Consider the following 19,992-nt stretch of genomic DNA (forward strand, 5'->3'; position numbering starts at 1 on the left):
CCGAGGTGATATTCGGTCGTCAGATCGATGGAGAATCACCATGACCGAAGCCGCCGACACTCCCGAGGACGAAAAGCCGAAAGGCGGGATTGGCCGTATCCTTCTGCCGCTCGGGCTTGTGGTAATCATGGCCGGCGGCGGCTTTGCTTCAACCTATCTGGGCTTCTGGTCGCCGATGGGCCTGCTTGCCAAGAAGGAAGACGTGCCAGCCGAGGCGACCCTGCCTTCCACCGAATTCGTTGATATTCCGCAGATCGTTCTGACCCTTGCAGGGCCAAAGTCTCGGATATTGATCATGACCGTCAAGATCGAGACCGATCAGAAGCACCGGGCCGAAATTGAACATCTGATCCCGCGCGTTCTCGACAGTTTTAATAGTTTTCTTGCTGGTGTGGACGCCACGGCTTTTGAAAAGCGGGGCATATTGGACATCGTTCGCGATGAGCTGGCAACGCGTGCTGTCTTTGTTCTTGGGAAAGACGCCTTTACCGACATTCTGATCACGGAGTTCCGTATCCAATGACAGTTTCCGCAATTCTACAGGTCGTTTTGATCACCTTTATGGTCGGTCTTGCGGGTTTCTGTTTTACGCTGACCCGACGGCTGAGAAAGCTGAACGATCTCGAAACCGGCCTTGGTGGTGCGATCGCAGTCATGGCCAGCGAGATAAGCCGACTGGAGAAGTCGATCATTCTTGCCAAATCCGAGGCGATGGCCGCTACCCGGGCACTTTCCGAGGAAATCGAGCGAGCCAAGGAAGAGCGTGCGTTCTGGATGCTTCAGAAAAAGTTTTCGGAAAGCATGCCTGCCCGTCCTGTCAAGTTACAGCGCCGCCGCCGTCGCGAGGGGGTTGATCTGGATGCGTAGGCCGGTTCTCTCCGTGATTGGCGGCATTCTGGTGCTGGCTGCGGCTGGACAGGCGGTCATGCTGATGGACGGGTTTTCCCGTTTGACCGCGAATGCCGAACCGTCCGAATTGATGGCAGGATGCACCGATGTTCCCGAAGCCGTCGCACTTGCCGAAACGCTACGGGAAAGATCGTTGCGTCTAGATGGCTATATGAAGGAACTCGATCGCAAGAAGGCCGAGATCAATTTTGCCGAAAAGCAACTTACGGAAAAGCTCGTCGAGCTTCGCAAGGTCAAGCAGCAGTTAGCGCAGCGTGACGCGGGTCAGCGCCAGTCGGTGACCGAGGACATCTCGCGTCTGATTGCGGTCTACGACCAGATGAAGCCCGAGCAGGCCGCAATGGTCCTGTCAAACCTGCCGCCGGATTTCGCAGCGCAGATTCTGGTTCGCGTGCAGCCGGAAACCGGTGCGCGGATCATGGCCTCGGTCGAGCCGGGCCAGGCCGCAGTACTGACTTCATATATGGGCGCCGTCAGGGCGGCAGCGAAATAGGTGAACCATGTTCGGTATGATCGGTATTGTCGTGACCTTCGCGATGGTTTTCGGCGGATATATTCTTGCAGGTGGCAAGCTTGGCGTCATCATGCATTCGTTGCCGTTCGAGATGATGATGATTGGCGGCGCAGCGATCGGCTCATTTCTGCTGTCCAACGAGACTGCCGTTATCAAGCAATCGCTTGCGGGGTTGGGACGCTCACTCAAGGGGCCGCGCTGGCACGAGTCGGATCTGCAGGACGTACTTTGCCTGCTTTTCCAACTGCTGCGAATTGCGCGGGCAAGCCCCGTAGAGCTCGAGGAGCATATCGAGAATCCGTCTTCTTCCACGATCTTCCAAGCCTATCCCAAAATTCTGGCCGATGAGCAGGCGGTGACACTCATTACCGATACGTTGCGTTCGGCCAGCCTTAACTATGACGATCCCTATCAGGTCGAGGAAATGCTGTCGCAGCGGATCGGCTTGATGAATGAAGAGGCGATGCACGCGCCGCATGCCTTGCAGAACATGGCGGATGCCTTGCCGGCACTGGGAATCGTGGCGGCAGTTCTGGGGGTTATCAAAACCATGAGCGCGATTGACCAACCCCCCGAAGTTCTGGGGAAAATGATCGGGGGGGCGCTGGTCGGGACATTCCTGGGCGTGTTTCTTGCCTATGCGCTTGTCGCGCCTTTTGCACAGCGCCTGTCGGCGGTTACGAAGCAAGATCAGGCATTTTACGATGTGATCAAGTCCGTCCTTGTCGCGGGATTGCATCAGCATGCCACGAATCTCTGCGTCGAGGTCGGACGTCAGGCAGCGCCCGACCACGTCCGCCCGTCTTTCGGTGATCTTGAGACTGCGCTTCGCGAACTCAAGAGGGCATCGTGATCGTGCATTTCCTCGTATCGGCGGCACTGGCAGGCGGCCTGCCGCAGGCATCAGTTCCACCGACCCGCGATGGATTGATCGCAGAGGCGACCGACCTGCTGTTGAACGGTGAGCCATTGCCACCAGATCTGGATGCCCGCCTGATGGAGCTTTCTCCGGCAGATCGGATTGAGGTCCTGATCTTTCTTCGCAGATCGGGAATGTTGACCGACCCGGTTTGGACAGTCGATCGGCTTCTGGCACCGCGCAAAGAGGGAGAGCGTTAGATGAGCGTTGCTGAACAGGCCGCAGGTCCGGGTCTGTCAACCCGGCCTCTCGTCATTACCGGCATTCTGATCCTGATAGTCTTGTCGATGGTAATTCCCATACCTGCGGCCGTTCTGGACGTGGGCATTGCGCTTTCGATCGCAACTGCGACGCTGATCCTGGTCATGGCTTCGCTGGTTGGGCGTCCCACAGATTTTCAGGCTTTCCCCGTCCTCTTGCTGGTCTCGCTACTGATCCGGCTTTCGCTGAATATTTCCTCGACGCGACTGATCCTGACGAACGGCCAGAATGGACCAACCGCTGCCGGTCACGTGATCAATGGATTTGCGGAGTTTGTTGCAGGCGGTTCACTGCTGGTCGGGCTGACGGTTTTCGGTGTGATCTCGGTTGTGAACTTTATGGTGATCACCAAGGGCTCGGGACGAATGGCCGAGGTTTCCGCCCGCTTTGCCTTGGATTCTTTGCCGGGCAAACAGCTTGCCATCGATGGGGATCTGAATTCAGGGGCGATCGACCACGAGGAGGCCAAGCGTCGCCGAATTCGCGAGCAACGTGAAATCAGTTTCTTTGGCTCGCTGGACGGCGCGTCGAAATTTGTCAAGGGCGATGCCATTGCCGGTCTGTTGATCACGCTGATCAACCTGTTCGTCGGGCTTGCGGCCGGAGTTTTTGTTCATGCGATGCCGGTCGGTGAGGCGCTTGAGACCTATTCAAAACTGACCATCGGCGACGGGTTGGTCAGCCAGATCCCATCGCTGATAACCTCGATGGCGGCGGCACTGCTGCTGTCACGCGGAGGAGCAACCGAAACCACGGCCGATTTGCTCTCGCAGCAACTGACTTCGGACTGGCATGTCCCGGCTGTTGGCGCAGGTGGGATGGCGCTTGTCGGCCTTGTCCCCGGAATGCCGACTATAATATTCTTCGGTATCGCCTCCGCGCTTGGTGCGATCGCGTGGTTCATCCGAAATCGCCAGTCCACAAGCTCCGAACCCAAGGTTGCCGCAAGCGAGAGCGAAAAGCCGGCGCCCGTCCAGACGCGAATTGGTGATGTGCTCGACACGGACGAAATCTGCGTCGAGATCGGCACGGGGCTGATTGTCAGTGCGCTGGATGCCGGGCGTGGCCTTGGGCAGCGGATCACGAACCTGCGGCTACATATTGCACGGGCATACGGTCTGATCCTGCCAGATGTCCGGATTACTGACGGTGTCGGCTTTCGTGATGGGGAGTACGTGATCCGCTTGCAGGGGGTCGTACGGGGGCGTGGCTTGCTGCATCCGCAAGGCATCCTGGCGCTAGGTTCCGATCCAGTGCTTGAGAAGCTGTCGGGTGATACGGTACGCGAGCCCGTCTATGGCAGCCCGGCACGGTGGATTGCACCAGATAAGCAGGACGAAGCCGCAATTGCCGGCGCAACTGTCGTTACACCGATGGAGGTTCTTTCCACGCATCTGATGGAGGTCGTCAAATCCAACCTCTCGGCACTTCTGACCATGTCCTCAATGCAGCGGATGATCCGCGAGTTGTGCAACCTGTCGGACGAGCATCGCGCACAACTGAACCAGCGCTTTTTTGACAGCATGGTTCCGGACAAGGTATCGCCCGAAATGCTTCTGGCGGTTCTGCGCGGAATGCTGGAGGAGCGCCTTTCCATCCGCAACCTAGTCCTGATCACCGATGCGGTTCATGAAGCGCGCGGTGCGGCGACGCCCGAGGCGGTTTACGAGGCGGCCCGCAGACGTCTGCGGGGTCAGATTACGGAACAGTTTCTGACCGAGGATGGCTTCCTTGATATCCTGCAGTTGCATCCGCAGTGGGAGGCAGAGATCACCCGCGCCGAAAGTGAGGCAGGACGCAATGGTCAGACGGCGATCCCACAGATTCAGAAGCGGCTGACCGAGGCAGTTCAGGCGACGCTGGGTAGCCTGACAGAAGGATCGGAGGTTGTTCTGGCGGTTCCCGACCATCGCCGCCGGCTGATCCGGATGATGCTGACCGCCTCGGGAATCGGACTGCCCGTCATGGCATTGGACGAAATCGACCCCGCCGCCAAAGTCCGGCTTTGCGGAACGGTCAGCCCATGATCGAACTGGGCGCGGATCCGCGGCTGGCTGTGCTCTTGGCGAGTCTCCTGCTGACCTATTGCCGGGTTCAGGCGTGCTTGCTGGCTCTGCCGGTCCTGTCCGAGCGGTTGCTGCCGGTCCGTGTACGCGTCGGGCTTGCAATGTCCCTGACGCCATTGCTGGCCGAACATACATTGCCTGTGCAGCAAATCGGGACCGTCACCCAGCTTGCTGCGCTTGCGGGGGCCGAGGTGGCGACGGGACTTGCGCTTGGTGGATTGGTGCGTCTTTTTGCGATTGCGCTGGATGTCGCGGCCACAGCGATCGCGGCCACGGCCTCGCTGTCACAACTGATCGGCGCGGCGAATGAATACTCGCCACATCCGATTGGCGCGCTGCTGCATCTGGCCGGCTTGGCGTTGATCATGGCTCTGGGATTCCCGGTGCTGATCTGTGACCTGCTGAGCGAGAGCTTTCAACTTCGACCCTTGGGCGGATGGCCCGATATCGCGGCGCTGTTGCCAATGGCGGTCGGATTGGTTCAGCGCGGCTTCGTGCTTGCAATGCTACTGGCTGCGCCGTTCATTCTTGGCGGATTTCTGTTTCAGTTGCTGTCGGGCATGATCAGCAAGGTCATGCCGGCCTTGCCGGTGGTCTTCATTGCCGCGCCTGGCGCGATCCTGCTTGCCTTGCTTGCCCTGGCGTTGCTGACCCCCTCGATTCTGTCGATCTGGGTGGATGCGGTCCTTGATGTCCTGCAATCGGGGCTGCCATGAGCGAGGAAAGCGACGACAAGCAATTCGATCCCTCGGAAAGCAAGCTGCGCAAGGCGCGGCAAGAAGGGGATATACCTCGATCAGCCGAACTCCAGTCGGTGTTGATGTATCTGGGCGCCTGGTTCGCCATGTCCTTTGCCATGTCCTGGGCGGTGCCGGGCTGGATCAGCATGGCGTCGCGCCTGATGGGCAGTGATCCATGGCCTGATGCGGTGGGCCATTCGGCGACCGATCTCGCTTGGGGCGTGGCCAGTTATGCAGCTTTCGCGACCATCGCGATGGTGGTGATCATGACGGCCCCGATCATTCTGGGACTTGTCGCGCAGCGCTCGATTGTCTTTACGCCCAAGAAGCTCCTGCCGGATTTCAAACGCGTCAACCCGATCAAGAATGCCGGGCAGAAGTTCGGCAAGAGCGGCTTGGCCACATTCGCGATTTCGGCGGGCAAGGCGGTGTTGGTCGGGATCGGCGGCTGGCTGCTTTACGCTTCGCTATTGTCATGGCTGGTCACGGCCGATGCCATGGCGGATCAACAATGGGTGGTGGGCCTTGGTGTCATCCTGCGGCGATCCCTCATGCTGGCCCTTGCGGTTGGTGCGGCATTTGCCTGCATCGACCTGCTGTGGAAGCGCTTGGAATATCTGAAGCGGAATCGCATGTCGCGGCAAGAGATGCAGGATGAACACAAGGAGAGCGAAGGCGACCCGCATCTGAAGGCCGCGCGGCGCCAGAAAGGTGTCGACATCGTCCTGAATTCGATGCTGGCGAATGTCGAGAAAGCGGATGTGGTGATCGTCAACCCGACCCATTATGCGGTGGCGCTTGAATGGAAGCGTGGTAGCGGTCTGGCACCGGTTTGCCTGGCCAAGGGCGTCGATGAGGTTGCGCGTCGGATCCGCGAGCGCGCGAATGAGCATCAGGTGCCGATCTGGTCCGATCCACCATGCGCGCGCGCGCTTCATGCTACGGTCGAAATCGGCGATGAAATCCGGTCCGAGCATTTCGCGCCTGTGGCCGCCGCCATCCGGTTTGCCGAAGCCATGCGCAAGAAGGCGCGCGAGGGCTGGCGCGGATTGCCGCTACAAAGGACAAAACAGACATGAGTCGCAAGACAGACGGGCTGGGCAAGCTGGAACGGGTGGCGCGACTGAAATCCGATCTGGAAATGCGGCGCTTCTCTGCGTTTCGCGCCCATCTCATTGCGGCGCGGGAGCGAGTCGAGCATCTGGGAGACGAGCTTGAGGCTGTTTATCGTTCGGACAGCCCATTCTCGGTTGCCGAGGCGCGGCTGACCAATGCCTTGGCAGGCGAGAAAAGCCGCGCTCTCATGAGAGCGGAGGCCGAGCTTGCACAGATGATGCCCGGTTTTGAGATTGCGCGACGTGGTGCCGTTCGCGCCTTTGGTCGCGCCGAGGTGCTGCGGGATCTGCGTGAAGAATCGCATGATGCGGACAGTCAGGCACGCGAGCGTCGGCTTGCGGGTGATGCGGTCGACCTTTCGCGATGCTCCGGGTCGGCGGCAGTCACCGGCGGGGGAGATTGGCCGCACCTGCCTGGACCGGACAGTCCCGCCTGATTTTGCATTGCCGGGCAGGTGGGCGGCGTTGTTTCCGGGCGGGTCCGGCATGGTACATCGCGTATTTTCGATGCGATAGATCAGCTGTCGTCCGATCGGTGGAACGCGTCAAAATAGGCATTATCCCGCTGCGACTCGCCTGTCGGTGGTGCGGCTCACGGTCGAAACTATCCGTCTGCCGTGCCGGTCTGCGAGGCTGGATGCCGCAATCATTTCGCACAACTTGTACGCCTTGCAGGCAGCAATGACCCCATATAGGCGAAAACGTGCCGAAAATCTGCTGAAAACGTGGCCATATCGTCATCATGCCGGGCTGCGCCAACTTTGCCCATTGAACAGGCAGCGACAACAGGTGCAATCCATAGGTGGCTTTTAAGACATATTGATCTTGATTGTGCTGAGGCTTTGCAACGACCGAAATTGGTTTTATGAACAATTTGGTTCGGATGGTTTCGGCGTTGCTGTGTATGAGTGCTGCCCTCGGTTGAAGGGCATGTTGCGAGGTAGGTAAGGGGGTATTCACGGATGCCGAAGGCTCTTCCGGTGACGCGCGGGCGAAAATTCCTTCAGGTTCTTGAAGGTGCCCGGACGATTTTCCTTCGCGATGGTTTCGAAGGTGCGGCGGTCGATGATATCGCCCGCGAGGCGGGCGTGTCCAAGGCAACGCTTTACAGCTATTTCCCCGACAAGCGCGTCATGTTCATGGAGGTTTTCCGCAATGAACTGGCGCGCGAGGCCGCCGATGCCAGCGCCCTGATCGAGGTGGACCTGCCGGTCGAGCAGGTATTGCCGTTCATCGTGCAGATCGTGTCCGCGCATATGATCTCGGAATTCGGGCTGCGCATCTACCGCGTCAGCGTCGGCGAGGCCGAGCGGTTTCCCTCGCTTGCTCAGGAATATTACGAATCCGGCCCGGTCCTGCTGCGCCAGCAACTGATCAACTATCTGGAAAAATGCATCCGGCGCGGAGAGCTGAGGATCGCTGACCTGGAGCTTGCGGCCGATCAGCTGATCGAGCTTGCCAGCGTGACCGTCCATGACCGGGCGCTGTTTCTTGGCACACAATCGATCGACAAGGAAATGCTGCGCAAGGTCAACCGCAGCGCCGTCGACATGTTCCTGGCCTATTACGGGACGCGCGGCAAGCGTCCGAGCCCGGCGGATTAGCTGCGCCGGGCCCGTCCTCTGGAAATGATTGGCAGATAGACTGCCGGCCCGGCTTCTCATTTCCAGCGCACAGCCCTATGATGCGGCGACAGAAAAATGTTCAACTGGATGACCGCCCGATGACCCGAGCCCTGATCGCTTTTCTAGCCCTTGCCGCATTGACGGCCTGCACGCCGTCCTATCAGTCCGCGCCTGAACCTGCCCCGGCAGTGGCGCCGGCTCCAGTCTCTCCGGTTGCCGGTATCAGCGGGCTGCAATCGCGCGAGCCGGACGCCTGCCACGCCAAGGATTATGTCTCGGCGCTGGGTCAGTCGGGCACGATCATTCCGACGCTGGGCATCAAGCGCGAATATCGCGTGGTCGAGTATCGCGGCATCGAGCCGCAGGAATACGACCCGCTGCGCATCGTCTTCCGCCTCGATGCGGCCGGCAACATCCAGAACATCGATTGCGGCTGATCGGGCCGGACATGAAAAAGCTGCTGATCGTTTGTGCGCTTGGCGGGCTTGGCGCATGCAGCTGGTCCCAGCCCGACGTGCCGGCCACGCCGCCAGCGACGGACGCCTGCGGTGCTGCGCGCTTGCAGGGGCTGATCGGCCAGTCCGACGCGCTTCTGCGCGACATGAAACTGCCCGAGGGCACGCGCGTTATCGGCCCGCGCGATGCCGTCACCGCGGATTATCGCGAGACGCGGATGAACTTCGAGATCGGCGCTGACGGCCGAATCGCGAAAGTCGCCTGTTACTGAGCAGGGCGGGCGCGGCAGGATCCGCGCCCCTTCGCCTGCCGGCGCCGAGTGTCCCAGATGATATGACCGGCGAATGACTGCCCTGTGGGCAGGCATCTTTGAGCCATTTCCTGCCTAGTCCTCAAGCCGGAGCCGGGACCGGAATACAGGGTTTTCGGGACAGCGAAGCCGGTTTGCCGAGCGTCTCGCAAGCAGGACAAGGCAGATTCCTTCTACCACGACGTTGCGCGACATGACTCGATTTCGATCAGCTAAAAGTTGAATACACAAGCGTGAATAATATAAATTCGACCGGCTTCAGATCGCGGATTCATGTTAGGGTTGCAAGAATGACAATCCCTTGAGGGGGCGTCTTGTGCCGCTCGCCGACCGTCGATCACGACATCTGGTTGGGGCGCTGCACTGCCGACCAGGACGACATCCCGCCGCGAGGGGCCAGATTGCGGTCTTGACGGCTGTGGATCGCTGCACAAATAGATCGGCCAGTTTTTGAGTTTATTTTTAACGAGTCGATGGAGCATGTTTCATGCCGAAATTTTCGCTCGGTCGTGCCGAGAGCCTGCGGCACCTGCCAATTGAGACCGTCCGCGCCATAGCAATCCTGGTGCTTGTCAGCTTTCACGTCATCGGTGGCCCCGAGAATGGGCGTGGGCTTGCGCTTCAATACCCGCACCCGCTTCGCTACTATGCTGATCTGCTGATCGACATCCGCATGCCGCTTTTTGCCTTCATCGCCGGGGCAGTCTATGCGCTTCGGCCGGTCAAGGTTGAAAAGCTAGGCAGTTTCCTTGCTGGCAAGTTCCGGCGCCTCGCGCTGCCCGGCATCACCGCGATCACCCTGTTCGTGCTGATGTCCAAGATCATGAACACGCCCGATGGCGTTATCGAGCACCCTTGGGACCCCTATTTCCGGGACTATGCCATTTACTGGTTCCTGCAGGCCATGCTGGTGATCTTTCTGGTCTACGGCACGCTTGATATCCTGACGCATGGCCGGGTTCTGATGCCTGCGCTGATCATCTCGGGGCTGGCCGTCGCCTTTGGATATGGGCTGAAGACGGATATCATGGGAATGAACCATCTGACCCAGCTGCTGTTCTATTTCCTGCTCGGCATTGTCTTCATTCGTCAATTCGGTTTCGTGGCCGAGAATCGCCGGGCCGTGCTTGTCGTGGCATTGGCAGCCATGGCGGCGGGCCTGGCGATGAACATCAATGTGCTGATGCAGACCGGCGCGTTCTCCGCGCAGCGGCTTGACCTGCAAAGTCTGCTTTTTGGTGCCGGAACATGCGTCACGGCCTTCCTGCTGCTGCCGCGGCTTGGCTGGCTGCAATGGCTGGGGGCCTATTCGCTGACCATCTATCTTTACCATATCTTTGCGACCTCCGGGGCGCGCCGGGCGATGGAGGCCGCTGGGTTCTCGTCGCCATGGCTGCAGGTGCTGATCGGAACTGCCGCGGGGATTGCCTTCCCCGTAGTGCTGCAGATCCTGGCAAAGCGCTGGTCAGCGACGCGGCTGCTTGTGCTGGGGATGCGCGACAAGCCTGCCATTCGCGACGTGCCGGCGGCTCATCCGGCCTGAGATCGGATCCTGGCGGTGCGGGAGCGCTGCCAGGATTTTCGCTTCACGCCCGGGCATATCGCGGCGCGGATTGCGATGCGGACAGGGCAAGCAGGCGCCCATGCCTGTCTTTTGCCGATGACGGTCGAGGCGCCGTTCGCCAAAATGAAAGCTCTTCAGATTTCAAAGCGCGGCTGTGATCTGGCGATCTGGGAGAGATGGAGGCGGGTACCGGAATCGAACCGGTCTTCACGGATTTGCAATCCGCTGCGTAACCTCTCCGCCAACCCGCCGTTGCCGTAGCTTCGCCGCGATTTAGCCTGTTCTCGCGCCCGGCGCAAGGCTGTCACCCCGCCGGGACGCAATCAAAATTGGCCGGGTGCGGATCTGCTGCGGCCAGAATATCAGGCCGCAGCACGTCTTGTGCGTTCAGTCAGGCGACCGGCTCGGCGGCCAGCCATGCGCCGGCGCGCGTCAGGTCCTCGGCAGAGAGTTCGTGCCCGGCAGCCAGCATCTGGCTGTCCAGATCGGCCCCGCCCCGGCGCAATGCCTGTTCCAGCGCCGGAGCCATTCCGGCAAAGGGATCGCGCGCGCCGTTCAGCATCAGCACGCGATGGCCGGCCAGCGCGTCGGGCGCAAGCTGCGGCGCGTCCTCAAGCACTTGCAGACCGCGCAACAGGATCGCCTGCTGCGCGGCATCGGGGTAAAGCTGCAGGATCGCGCCGATTAGGTTGGCGCCGTTCGAATAGCCCAGAACGGTCATTCGCGCCGGGTCCAGACCATAGGCGCGGCTGGCATCCGTGACAAAGGCGGCAAAGGCCTCGGCCTCGGCGCGGATATCGGCCTGATCATAGGTCGTCGCGTCATAGCGGCGGAACCAGCGGTTGATGCCTTCCTCGGTCGAGCGGCCGCGCACGCCCAAAAGCGTCGCGTTGGGCGCAAGGCGATGGGCCAGCGGCATCAGGTCGGACTCGTTGCCGCCGGTGCCGTGCAGCAGGATGATCGTGCTTCCATCCGGCGCCTCGGGCCGGTGGAAACGATGGATGAAATGCAGATCACGCATCGGGGTCCTTTCCTCGCCCGGCAGGGCGAATTGCGGCAGGATCACGCGCAGATCTTCGGCGCGGGCCGCGTCATGGGGCGGAACGAACAGGGTCTGGCCCAGATCGGCGGCAGACTCGTCCACGGTGAATCCGGGCGTGTCAGTGGCATATTCCAGCAGGATACCGGCCGGCTCGCGGACATAAAGCGACAGGAAATATTTCCGGTCGTGGACGCTGGTCGCGTCCGTGCCCTTCAAGGCCAGCCGCATCTGCCGCACGGCATCGACATCCGTCGCCCGGAAGGCGACGTGATCCAGAACGCCCGTGCCCGGAATTCCGCCAAAGAACCCGGTCGCGTCGCGAATGTCGATCACGTCGGTGTCTGACGCCACACGCCGGATCGCGCCCTCGCTTGCCTGTTCAGCATAGCCAAAACGGGCCAGAAAGTCGCGGGTCTCGTCGGGCTTTTCGGTAAACAGCGTCACCGAACGCAGCCGCGTCGGCGCGATCGGGTCGGGCAGGGGGGCGGCTGCGGGCATGTCAAGGCCGACCAGCTTGACGGTCACCCCGTCAGGGTCCTTCAGCCGCAGCACGGTTTCGCCGAATTCGCGGCTGGGGCCCTGAACGGGCACGCGGGCGGTCATGGCGCGGGTCAGCCATTCGCCGATGCTTTCGGGCGGCACCGCCAATGCGATCTCGGCGACCTGGCCATGGCCCACGCGGCCCGGCGCGCCATCTTCCCACACAAGGAAGGTGACGACCGAGCCGGGCGAGCCAAGCGCATCGCCATAGAACAGGTGCAACTGTTCGGCATCCTCATAGCCGCCCGTGCGCTTGACCAGCCGCAGGCCCAGAAAGCCCACATAGAAATCGACATTGGCCTGCACCCGGCGGGTGATGCCGGTGACGTGATGGATGCCGGTGGACATCGCGGATACTCCTTACTTGGCCTCTTCGCGGGCCAGAACGGTTTTGACGGCCGGGTCGGCGGCCAGACGGTCGTGCAGCGCCTGCACGTTGGGCCAGTCGCCCAGTTTCTCGGGCAGCATCTTGATCGCCCAACGCAGCATCGGGCAGGCATAGGCGTCGATCACCGAGCGCTTGCCGAGGACCCAGTCCTTGCCCTCAAGCTGGGCGTTCAGGATGCCCAGTTGCCGGCGCACCAGCTTGCGGCCGGCCTCGCGCACGGCGTCAAGATCGGCCTGTTCGCGGCTGGTCGTATAGCGCTGGGGCGTAAAGACCGGGTAAAAGCTGGGATGCAGGTCGCCGGTGAAAAAGCTGGACCAGCGGTCCAGTTCGGCGGCGCCGCGGGGGGTGTCTTCGCCGGCCAGATCGGCCGCGGGATGCTTGTGCGCCAGATAATGCAGGATGGCGCCAGCCTGGGTCAGGATCCAGCCATCGTCCTCGATCAGGGTCGGAACCGCACCCGAGGGGTTCAGCGCGAAAAGCTCGGCCGATCCATATTCGACCGATTGCGCCTCATAGGGGGCACCGGTCCATTCCAGCACGATATGCGGCGCCAGCGAACAGGCGCCGACATGGTAAAGCAGCTTGGGCATAACAATCTCCGTCGGTCACGCAACACATCTAATACAGGTCCGCCGCCCGCCCAAAGGCAAGAGCGGAAACGCCGTGTTCTGTGCAACCGAACGAAGATGGCTCAGGCTCTATGCGCGCCCTTGGCCAAGGCGGCGACGAAATCGAGGACCTCTGCCACGGGGCGGCCTTCGCCGATCAGCTTGACGATGGCCGAGCCGACGACGCAGCCATCGGCGACGCTTGCCACCGCCTCTGCGGCCTCGGGGGTCGAGATGCCAAAGCCCACCACGACCGGCAGGCCGGCGCTCGCGCGGATGCGGGCGACCTCGGGGGCGACCTCGGCGGCATTGGCGGCGGGGCCGCCGGTGATGCCGGTGACCGAGACGTAATAGACAAAGCCGCTGGTGTTGCGCACCACGGCGGGCAGGCGCGCGTCATCGGTGGTGGGCGTCGCCAGCCGGATGAAGTTCATGCCGGCGCGATTGGCGGGCAGGCACAGTTCGCTGTCTTCCTCGGGGGGCAGGTCGACGACGATCAGCCCGTCGACGCCCGCCGCGACTGCCTCGGCCAGAAAGCGGTCGACCCCGCCCTCGCGGGCATAGATCGGGTTGTAATAGCCCATCAGCACGATGGGGGTGGTGGCGTCGGACTGGCGGAATGCGCGCACCATCTCGAAGACGCGGCTGACGCTGCCACCGGCGGCCAGCGCCCGCTGGCCAGCGGCCTGAATCGTCGGCCCGTCGGCCATCGGATCGGTAAAGGGCATGCCCAGTTCGATGATGTCCACGCCCGCACCGGGCATGCCGCGCATGATCTCAAGCGAGCGGTCGAAATCCGGGTCGCAGCCCATCATATAGGCGACGAAGGCCTTGCGCTTTTCGGCGGCAAGGGCTGCGAACTTGGTCTCGATCCTGGTCATGCGTCACCTCCCGGGCAGATCCTTGCCGGTCTAGCCGGAAAGCGCGGGCCAGCGCAATTGCCGACGCGCAGGCTCAGTGGCTGCCCAGATTGCGATGCAGGCGCAGGAAGCCGAAATTTGCGCCCGGATTGTCGTCGCCAAGATCGGCATTCGAGATATGCGCAACGGCTGCCGAGGCAGACCAGTCCTCGTTCAGGTGATATCCCAGTGCAAGCTGGCTGCGGAACTCCAGATCATGGCCCAGATCGTGATCATTGTCGCCGGCATGGTAAAAGCCGGGCATCTCGCTGAACTCGACGAACCAGCGGTCGCCAAGGTCGCGGGTGACGACCAGACCACCGCCAAGGAAATAGCTGCCACCGCTGCCCCATTGCCCGATGCCGCCAAGGCCGAAATCAAAGCCCCGATAGGTCGCAAAGGGCGAGGCGTGATACTCGACCGTGCCGAACAGCCGGTTTTCGGCATGGTTGTCGCTGTAATCCGAGCGCCCCAGCCCGATCACCAGCTCATTCGCGGATGCAGCCGCCGAATGGCCTGCAAGGGCCGCAAAGGCGGCCAGAGCCAATACGTATTTCATGACAATACGCCTCTGATTGTTGGATTCATCTCGAGGTAGGCAAACCTGTGTATGAACAGGTATTTAGGCAAGGCTCGGTTCATGTTCCGTGACGTAAACCAAGAGAGTTTCCAAGCTCTTGATCTGTATGCGCGAATTTTTCCGGGGGATCACGGTCATGCGATGATGGCGACACCGGAAACGCCCGGCCCGCAAGCGCGCCGCGGGCCGAACGCATGGCGCGGCGGGACCTGCGCCGCCTTTATTGGGCCGAAAGTTGTGCGGTGCAGGAACTTGCCGCCTCGATGGCGGCGCGGCTGCCGGTCAGGTCAACCTCGACCCCTTTGCCGGACTTGTCGGAAAAGGCGATCATCTTTTGCCCGGCCATCATGTCCTCGATGAATTGCGGGTTGTTGGCCAGGAAATAGCCGCCCTGATAGCCATCGGCCAGGCCGTGTTCGCGCATCGTGGCGGTGCCGGAATAGGCGTGGCCGTTCACCTCGATGGTGATGGTCTGATCGCCGCCCTTGCCAAGCCCGGCATCGGTGGGCGTGAAGACGCCGACATAGCCCAGCGTCTTGTCGCTGATCAGGCCCATCTGGACCACGGTGCCGGCGCCATCCGTGCCCTCGATCAGGCAGGATCTACGGTTGCCATCGGCATAGATGGTCCAGGGGCCCTCTTTGCCAACTTCGGCAAAAGTGTCGGTGCCGGGCGACAGGACCTCGGCGAATGCTGTGGTGGAAATCAGTGTCACAGCGGAAGTCAGAAGGAACGTCCTGAAATTCATCATGATTTTCTCCTGAAAATGAAGCTGGCGGCGCGGCAGGGATTTGCCGTTTTCCGCAAGCTCATCCGCAACAGTCCGCCGCTGGTTTTGTTCCCCCGTTGCGGCGCTTGGTCGCAGCCGTCGCGCCAAGTTCCGCCTGCGTGGCTTGCGCCGGGGCCGGGTGATGCTTATTAGCTGCGCATTCTTCATTTGTCCGAAAATCGCGGGGAACGGATCATGGGCTTTCGCATGGGAATTGTCGGGCTGCCGAATGTCGGCAAATCGACCTTGTTCAACGCGCTGACGAAAACCGCCGCCGCGCAGGCAGCGAACTTTCCGTTCTGCACCATCGAGCCGAATGTGGGCGAGGTTGCAGTCCCCGATCCGCGTCTGGACAAGCTGGCCGAGATCGCGGGCAGCAAGCAGATCATCCCGACCCGCATCACCTTTGTCGATATTGCCGGTCTGGTGAAGGGCGCGAGCAAGGGCGAGGGGCTTGGCAACCAGTTCCTTGCCAATATCCGCGAGGTGGACGCCATCGCCCATGTGCTGCGCTGCTTTGAAGACGGCGATGTCACCCATGTCGAGGGCCGCGTCGATCCCATCGCCGATGCCGAGACCATCGAGACCGAACTGATGATCGCCGATCTGGAATCGGTCGAGCGCCGGCTGGCCAATATCCAGCGCAAGCTGAAGGGCGGCGACAAGGAAGCCGTGGCGCAGGAGCGTCTGCTCAAGGCCGCGCAGGCGGCGCTGGAATCGGGCAAGCCCGCGCGCACCGTCAAGGTGGACGCCGACGACCAGAAAGCGTGGGAGATGCTGCAACTGCTGACCGCCAAGCCGGTCTTGTTCGTCTGCAATGTCGAAGAGGACAAGGCCGCGACCGGCAACAGCCAGTCCGACCGCGTGGCCGAAATGGCCAAGGCGCAGGGCGCCGGTCAGGTCGTCATCTCGGCCAAGATCGAGGAAGAGATCAGCCAGCTTCCCGCCGATGAGGCAACCATGTTCCTTGAGGAAATGGGCCTGCACGAGGCGGGTCTCGATCGCCTGATCCGCGAAGGCTACAAGCTGCTGGGTCTGGACACCTATTTCACCGTCGGCCCGAAAGAGGCCCGCGCCTGGACCATCCATCACGGCACGCTGGCCCCGCAGGCGGCGGGCGTTATCCATGGCGATTTCGAGCGTGGCTTCATCCGTGCCGAGACCGTCGCCTATGACGATTACGTCACCTACAAGGGCGAGGCTGGCGCGCGTGAGGCGGGCAAGTTCCGCGTCGAGGGCAAGACCTATCAGGTCAAGGACGGCGACGTGCTGCATTTCCTGTTCAACGCCTGAGCAGGCGCAGGGGGCAGCAAGCAAACGGGGCGGGATTTCCCGCCCCTTTTCGTATCGCTCAGTTCGAGAAGGCGTCGATCAGGTTGATCACTGCAAGGATTTTGCGGGTGTTGCTGTCGACGCGATAGATGCGGTCGTCGTCGCGGTAATAGTCCCAGTTGTCACGCCGCTCGAGATCATAGCGGTCATAATCGCGCACGCGGTAATAGTCGCCGTAAAGCACGTCACCCCGGCGATAGTATTTCTTCGCATGGCCGGGCGGCTGGCAGCCGTTGCGCTTTTTGGCCAGGCCGGGCGGGCAGCCGCGATAGTCGCCATGCCGGCTGTAATCCTCGCGGTGTTCGCGGTGGTGCTCCTTGCGGTGATGCTTTTTGCGATCGCTATCTGCAAGGGCAGGCATTGCAACGCTTGTCGCAATCGCAAAGATCAGCGCAGCCCTGAATGAGCGTTTCATCGGATTCTCCAGATTCGGAACTTGATGCGTCATAACGCTGCGACTTGGAACTAGGTAGCAACGCTTTCGCGAGGGCGGCGGTTTCATGCCGATCCGGCTTTGACGCCTGCCGGGGCCCGGAAAAGCCGAAAGCGGCCCTTAGGCCGCTTTTCGCTGTCCCAATCGGGAAGATTTTGGAGCGGGCGATGAGATTCGAACTCACGACCCTAACCTTGGCAAGGTTATGCTCTACCCCTGAGCTACGCCCGCACTCCATCCCGGTGCCTCTCGGCCTCCGGTGACGGGTCATTTATGGGACGATGCGGGGGGGCGCAAGCGGAAAATGCGGCGCGTGGAGAAAATTTTTACCTTTCGGGTTTAAGGCGGGTTGGGGCGGGTCCGGCGCTGCATCGCGCTTGACCCCGGATCGGTGCTGGCGGATTCTGCGCGTGCAAAAAGGGGATGCCATGAAACCGGCCGACCAGCTTTCAGAATTCGTCCGCGACGCCATGGCGCAGGGCGGCGACCACGACCAGATCGCGCAGGCCCTGACCGAGGCCGGCTGGTCCGCGCCCGAAATCGCCGAGGCGCTGCATGGCTGGCAGGCGGCGCCCGGCCTGCCGCCGGTGCCGCGCCCGCGCCCCTATGCCTCGGCGACCGAGGCGCTGCTTTACGGGCTGTTGTTCCTGTCCTTGGGCACGGTTGCCTGGAACATCACCGATCTGGGGATGGAGGTGCTGGACCGGCTGATCCCCGATCCGACCGAGCTTCTGTATCATCCGGCCAATGCCGCATTGCGCTGGCCCATCGCGGCGCTGATCGTCTTTGCGCCGCTGTTTCTGTTCCTGAACCGCAAGGTCGCGGCCATGGCACAGAACGATGGCGGGCGGCGGCGGTCCCTGGTGCGCAAATGGTTCGCCTCGATCACGCTGCTGGTGGCGGCTTTGGTGCTTCTGGGGGACGGGATCTATGTCGTCTATGCGCTGCTCAGCGGCGAATTGACCACCCGTTTCGCCGCCAAGGCGGTGCTGGTCGCGGGGATCGCCGCATTGGTCTTTGCCTATTACCGGGATGAGCTGAATGACTAAGGGCTGGGCCACCATGGCGCTGGTCGCCGTTGCCGCCATTGCAGTCGGTGCGGGGCTTGCGCTGACCGGCGGCCCCGGGCAGGCCCGCATGGAGCGCCGCGATCAGCAGCGCGAAAATGACCTGGGCACGCTGGCCGGGTTGGTCGATTGCCTTGCCGCAACCAATCGCGGCCAGTTGCCCGACAGGCTGGCCGCGACGCCGCAATGTGACTGGAAATCGGCGCTGGACGACCCCTATACCGGCCGGCCCTATCGCTATGAGCGCATCGGCCCGCGCAGCTATCGGCTTTGCGCCGATTTCGAGACGCCGCCCCCGGTGGCGCGCGGCCCATGGGGGCGCGACGCCGAGGGCTGTATCGGCCGGCTGAATGTCCTGTCGCCGCAATCGGGGGCGGCGGCAACGATTCCCTATCAGGAATAGCGCCTCAGCCCAGCAATTCGCGCAGCGGCCGGGACAGCGCGGCCCCGGCCAGCGCCCGGCTCAGGAAACGCGGCAGACTGTCGGCCAGCCGGGCGAAATCCGCGCCGGGGGTCAGAGCCGGATCGGCCTCGATCAGCAACTCCAGCCCCTCGGCCTGCCCGTCGCTGCGGATGGTGATGTTGAAGCCGTCACCCGGTCCGTTCGACAGCACTTCGCGCCTGGCCACGCATCCCGGAAAATGCGCCTCGTCAAAGGGCAGGACGTTGATCAGCGGCGAAAAGAAGAACCGGCTTTGCGCGCCGACGCCGGAATCCTGGGCGATCTGCTCGATCCGGTAACGGCCATGGCGGCGCAGTTTGCGCAGGCTGGTGCCCAGCCGGGTCAGCACCGCCTCCAGCGTCTCGTCGGGGTGCAGATCGACGGCCAGAGGCAGGATGTTCACCACCAGCGCCGGCACCGCCACGCTGACGCTGCCCATGCGGCTCATGTAGGGCAGCCAGACCGGCATCGCGATGCGGCCATCGGCATCGGGCCGGCGCGCGGCCGAGCCATCGGCAAGGCTGAGGCCCGCCCAGATCGCGCAAAGCGCCGTCAGCAGGTCCGGCCAGCCGATCCCTGCCAGCTGCGTCTGCTGCATCAGCGCCGCGCGCAGCGCCGACAGGTCATGTCCGGCCTCAAAGGCCTCGGTCGGATAGTTCTCCGAGCCCTTTTTCAACACGTGCAGCCGGGGCACGCTGGCCAGAACCCCGGCCCAATGCTGGCCGTCGGCGGTATGGCGGGGGCTGGCGCGGTAATCGGTTTCCTCGTTCAGGTAATCGGCCAGCGGGCGCAGCGGCGGCCCCGGATCGGTGCCCTGCGTCAATGCCGCATACAGTGCGGCGCAGCGCCGCTCGACCAGCGCCATGCCGTAACCGTCCAGCGCGATGTGATGGCCGCGATTGAACCACAGGTAATGCCCCTCGCCCAGCCGGATCAGCCATTGCGCGGCGATGGGCCGGGTCAGCAGGTCAAGGGGCGCGTCCACATCGGCCTGCATCATCGCAAAGGCCCGCGCGCGCCCGTCCTCGTGCCGGTCAAAAACCATGCGCCTCAGGGGCGGACGGCGGCCGGGATCGATTCGCTGGCGCGGCTGGCCGTCGGCGCCCAGCGAAAAGCGCAGCGCGGTGATGTCGGTCTCGGCGATGGTCGTCTCGATCGCGCGGCGCAGCGCGCCGGGATGGGTGACGCCGCGCAGCTCGATCACATGCGCCACGGTCGAGACGGCGGTGTCGGGATGCAGGCAGAATTCCTCCCAGAAATCCAGCTGCGCCAGCGTCAGCGGCATCCAGTGGGCATCGGGCTGGTATTGGGTCATGTCGAGGGTCCGGATATCTGAGAAAGGCAAGGCGCCGGACATCCTTCGGGTTGTGTCCGGCTTGCCTTGGGGAAATATTCCAGATAAAAATACTAAAC

General features: G+C 62.2%; 23 protein-coding genes and 2 tRNA genes. 16 read left to right on the forward strand and 9 right to left on the reverse strand.

Annotated features, from left to right (window positions below; genetic code table 11):
- Nucleotides 1-40 precede the first annotated feature (40 nt).
- The 13 genes from DFP89_RS11545 to DFP89_RS11605 all read left to right on the forward strand — a co-directional run bounded on the left by DFP89_RS11545 (nucleotide 41) and on the right by DFP89_RS11605 (nucleotide 10,458).
- Nucleotides 41-523 carry a flagellar basal body-associated FliL family protein gene (locus DFP89_RS11545; protein WP_114349544.1) on the forward strand — a complete coding sequence of 161 codons (483 nt, stop codon included), beginning with the start codon at nucleotides 41-43 and terminating at the stop codon, nucleotides 521-523.
- Nucleotides 520-867, forward strand: coding sequence for a hypothetical protein (locus DFP89_RS11550; protein WP_114349545.1), 348 nt, complete (start codon nucleotides 520-522; stop codon nucleotides 865-867). The genes DFP89_RS11545 and DFP89_RS11550 overlap by 4 nt, the downstream gene beginning before the upstream one ends.
- Before the next feature lie 13 nt (nucleotides 868-880).
- The gene (locus tag DFP89_RS11555; protein ID WP_245948682.1) at nucleotides 881-1,402 is read left to right on the forward strand and encodes a MotE family protein; all 522 of its coding nucleotides are present in this window, start codon (nucleotides 881-883) and stop codon (nucleotides 1,400-1,402) included.
- Between the two features lie 7 nt (nucleotides 1,403-1,409).
- Complete coding sequence (motA, locus tag DFP89_RS11560; protein ID WP_114349547.1) at nucleotides 1,410-2,276, forward strand: flagellar motor stator protein MotA; 867 nt, start codon at nucleotides 1,410-1,412, stop codon at nucleotides 2,274-2,276.
- Nucleotides 2,273-2,542, forward strand: a complete 270-nt coding sequence (locus DFP89_RS11565) for a hypothetical protein (protein ID WP_114349548.1) — start codon at nucleotides 2,273-2,275, stop codon at nucleotides 2,540-2,542. Before motA ends, DFP89_RS11565 begins: the two co-directional genes overlap by 4 nt.
- On the forward strand, nucleotides 2,543-4,630 hold the full coding sequence (locus DFP89_RS11570; protein WP_114349549.1) for a flagellar biosynthesis protein FlhA: 2,088 nt from the start codon (nucleotides 2,543-2,545) through the stop codon (nucleotides 4,628-4,630).
- On the forward strand, nucleotides 4,627-5,385 hold the full coding sequence (locus tag DFP89_RS11575) for a flagellar biosynthetic protein FliR (protein WP_114349550.1): 759 nt from the start codon (nucleotides 4,627-4,629) through the stop codon (nucleotides 5,383-5,385). The genes DFP89_RS11570 and DFP89_RS11575 overlap by 4 nt, the downstream gene beginning before the upstream one ends.
- Complete coding sequence (gene flhB, locus DFP89_RS11580; protein WP_114349551.1) at nucleotides 5,382-6,488, forward strand: flagellar type III secretion system protein FlhB; 1,107 nt, start codon at nucleotides 5,382-5,384, stop codon at nucleotides 6,486-6,488. Before DFP89_RS11575 ends, flhB begins: the two co-directional genes overlap by 4 nt.
- On the forward strand, nucleotides 6,485-6,961 hold the full coding sequence (locus DFP89_RS11585) for a hypothetical protein (protein ID WP_181870318.1): 477 nt from the start codon (nucleotides 6,485-6,487) through the stop codon (nucleotides 6,959-6,961). The genes flhB and DFP89_RS11585 overlap by 4 nt, the downstream gene beginning before the upstream one ends.
- 525 nt (nucleotides 6,962-7,486) lie before the next feature.
- Entirely contained in the window at nucleotides 7,487-8,128 is a 642-nt protein-coding gene (locus DFP89_RS11590; RefSeq protein ID WP_114349552.1) for a TetR/AcrR family transcriptional regulator, read from the forward strand.
- Between the two features lie 119 nt (nucleotides 8,129-8,247).
- The gene (locus DFP89_RS11595) at nucleotides 8,248-8,586 is read left to right on the forward strand and encodes a hypothetical protein (RefSeq protein WP_114349553.1); all 339 of its coding nucleotides are present in this window, start codon (nucleotides 8,248-8,250) and stop codon (nucleotides 8,584-8,586) included.
- Between the two features lie 11 nt (nucleotides 8,587-8,597).
- Nucleotides 8,598-8,876 (forward strand): I78 family peptidase inhibitor, encoded by a 279-nt coding sequence (locus DFP89_RS11600; RefSeq protein WP_114349606.1) that lies wholly within the window; start codon nucleotides 8,598-8,600, stop codon nucleotides 8,874-8,876.
- Nucleotides 8,877-9,402: 526 nt separating this feature from the next.
- Entirely contained in the window at nucleotides 9,403-10,458 is a 1,056-nt protein-coding gene (locus DFP89_RS11605) for an acyltransferase family protein (RefSeq protein ID WP_114349554.1), read from the forward strand.
- Nucleotides 10,459-10,656: 198 nt separating this feature from the next.
- Here DFP89_RS11605 and DFP89_RS11610 read toward each other — a convergent pair.
- From DFP89_RS11610 to DFP89_RS11635, 6 genes are all read right to left on the reverse strand, one after another.
- Nucleotides 10,657-10,730: transfer RNA gene (locus tag DFP89_RS11610), tRNA-Cys, on the reverse strand.
- Nucleotides 10,731-10,870: 140 nt separating this feature from the next.
- Nucleotides 10,871-12,409 (reverse strand): VOC family protein, encoded by a 1,539-nt coding sequence (locus tag DFP89_RS11615; protein ID WP_114349555.1) that lies wholly within the window; start codon nucleotides 12,407-12,409, stop codon nucleotides 10,871-10,873.
- 12 nt (nucleotides 12,410-12,421) lie between these two features.
- Nucleotides 12,422-13,039: a glutathione S-transferase family protein gene (locus DFP89_RS11620; RefSeq protein ID WP_114349556.1), complete on the reverse strand. Its 618-nt coding sequence runs from the start codon at nucleotides 13,037-13,039 to the stop codon at nucleotides 12,422-12,424.
- 101 nt (nucleotides 13,040-13,140) lie between these two features.
- On the reverse strand, nucleotides 13,141-13,938 hold the full coding sequence (gene trpA, locus DFP89_RS11625; protein ID WP_114349557.1) for a tryptophan synthase subunit alpha: 798 nt from the start codon (nucleotides 13,936-13,938) through the stop codon (nucleotides 13,141-13,143).
- Nucleotides 13,939-14,011: 73 nt separating this feature from the next.
- A complete protein-coding gene (locus tag DFP89_RS11630) occupies nucleotides 14,012-14,515 on the reverse strand; it encodes an acyloxyacyl hydrolase (protein ID WP_114349558.1) in 504 nt (167 codons plus the stop codon).
- A 241-nt stretch (nucleotides 14,516-14,756) separates the two neighbouring features.
- Nucleotides 14,757-15,287: a hypothetical protein gene (locus DFP89_RS11635; RefSeq protein ID WP_114349559.1), complete on the reverse strand. Its 531-nt coding sequence runs from the start codon at nucleotides 15,285-15,287 to the stop codon at nucleotides 14,757-14,759.
- 213 nt (nucleotides 15,288-15,500) lie between these two features.
- On the opposite strand from DFP89_RS11635, the gene ychF reads away from it, so the two are divergent.
- Complete coding sequence (gene ychF, locus DFP89_RS11640) at nucleotides 15,501-16,598, forward strand: redox-regulated ATPase YchF (RefSeq protein ID WP_114349560.1); 1,098 nt, start codon at nucleotides 15,501-15,503, stop codon at nucleotides 16,596-16,598.
- Nucleotides 16,599-16,656: 58 nt separating this feature from the next.
- Here ychF and DFP89_RS20790 read toward each other — a convergent pair whose 3' ends face one another.
- Together DFP89_RS20790 and DFP89_RS11650 are read right to left on the reverse strand one after the other, a co-directional pair.
- Entirely contained in the window at nucleotides 16,657-17,052 is a 396-nt protein-coding gene (locus tag DFP89_RS20790; protein ID WP_245948684.1) for a hypothetical protein, read from the reverse strand.
- A 174-nt stretch (nucleotides 17,053-17,226) separates the two neighbouring features.
- A tRNA-Gly gene (locus tag DFP89_RS11650) sits at nucleotides 17,227-17,301 on the reverse strand.
- 197 nt (nucleotides 17,302-17,498) lie between these two features.
- Here DFP89_RS11650 and DFP89_RS11655 point away from each other — a divergent pair.
- Entirely contained in the window at nucleotides 17,499-18,119 is a 621-nt protein-coding gene (locus DFP89_RS11655; RefSeq protein WP_114349561.1) for a DUF5671 domain-containing protein, read from the forward strand.
- Entirely contained in the window at nucleotides 18,112-18,540 is a 429-nt protein-coding gene (locus DFP89_RS11660) for a hypothetical protein (protein WP_114349562.1), read from the forward strand. The genes DFP89_RS11655 and DFP89_RS11660 overlap by 8 nt, the downstream gene beginning before the upstream one ends.
- A 4-nt stretch (nucleotides 18,541-18,544) precedes the next feature.
- Here the strand turns inward: DFP89_RS11660 and DFP89_RS11665 are convergent, their stop codons facing one another.
- Nucleotides 18,545-19,894 carry a condensation domain-containing protein gene (locus tag DFP89_RS11665; protein ID WP_114349608.1) on the reverse strand — a complete coding sequence of 450 codons (1,350 nt, stop codon included), beginning with the start codon at nucleotides 19,892-19,894 and terminating at the stop codon, nucleotides 18,545-18,547.
- Nucleotides 19,895-19,992: the final 98 nt, after the last annotated feature.

The organism is Paracoccus lutimaris (genome assembly GCF_003337565.1).
GTDB lineage: Bacteria > Pseudomonadota > Alphaproteobacteria > Rhodobacterales > Rhodobacteraceae > Paracoccus > Paracoccus lutimaris.